This window comes from Butyrivibrio sp. AE2005 (genome assembly GCF_000686965.1).
Classification (GTDB): domain Bacteria; phylum Bacillota; class Clostridia; order Lachnospirales; family Lachnospiraceae; genus Butyrivibrio; species Butyrivibrio hungatei_A.
Map to the genome: position 1 here is coordinate 1 of NZ_JMMD01000047.1, position 1,376 is coordinate 1,376.

General features: G+C 53.4%; 1 rRNA gene. It reads left to right on the top strand.

The features are described 5' to 3' along the window. A 23S ribosomal RNA gene (locus tag DL92_RS0114865) occupies nucleotides 1-1,376 on the top strand; the annotation flags it as partial.

Sequence of the window (1,376 nt, forward strand, 5' to 3'; positions counted from 1 at the left end):
AAGTCGGGACCTAAGCTGAGGCCGAAGAGGCGTAGGCGATGGACAGCAGGTTGATATTCCTGCACTTGTATATATCAGAACTGTGGGGACGCAGGCAAAAGGGATGAGCCGGGGAAGGAAGAACCGGTCCCGCAAGGGGGAACGAATTTTAGTAGTGAAGCATCAGATATGACTGCCAAGAAAAGCCACTATAGCGTATATACAACCCGTACCGTAAACCGACACAGGTGGATGAGGAGAGAATCCTAAGGCCGACGGGAGAAGCATTGTTAAGGAACTCGGCAAAATGTCCCCGTAACTTCGGGATAAGGGGAGCCTGAGCAATCAGGCCGCAGAGAAGAGGCTCAAGCAACTGTTTAGCAAAAACACAGGTCTATGCGAAACCGAAAGGTGAGGTATATGGGCTGACGCCTGCCCGGTGCTGGAAGGTTAAGAGGAGAGGTTAGAGCAATCGAAGCTTTGAATTTAAGCCCCAGTAAACGGCGGCCGTAACTATAACGGTCCTAAGGTAGCGAAATTCCTTGTCGGGTAAGTTCCGACCCGCACGAAAGGCGTAATGATTTGAGCACTGTCTCGGCAATGCACCCGGTGAAATTGAAGTACCAGTGAAGATGCTGGTTACCCGCGCCAGGACGGAAAGACCCCATGGAGCTTTACTCCAGGTTGATACTGGGGTCCGGTATTATATGTACAGGATAGGTGGGAGACTATGAGTATGTGGCGTCAGCTGCATATGAGTCGCTGTTGGGATACCACCCTTATGATGCTGGGCTTCTAACCAAGGACCATTACCTGGTCCGGGGACAATGTCTGCCGGGGAGTTTGACTGGGGCGGTCGCCTCCGAAAGAGTATCGGAGGCGCTCAAAGGTTCCTTCAGAATGGACGGAAACCATTCGTAGAGTGCAAAGGCAGAAGGGAGCCTGACTGTGACACCGACGGGTGGAACAGATACGAAAGTAGGACTTAGTGATCCGGTGGTATGAAAGTGGGATTGCCATCGCTCAACGGATAAAAGCTACCCTGGGGATAACAGGCTTATCACTCCCAAGAGTTCACATCGACGGAGTGGTTTGGCACCTCGATGTCGGCTCATCGCATCCTGGGGCTGTAGCAGGTCCCAAGGGTTGGGCTGTTCGCCCATTAAAGCGGTACGCGAGCTGGGTTCAGAACGTCGTGAGACAGTTCGGTCCCTATCCGGCGCGGGCGTAGGATATCTGAGAGGAGCTGTCCTTAGTACGAGAGGACCGGGATGGACGGACCGCTGGTGTATCAGCTGCATCGCCAGATGCATAAGGCTGGGTAGCCACGTCCGGACGGGATAAACGCTGAAGGCATCTAAGCGTGAAGCCCCCCTCAAGATGAGATATCCCTGCTT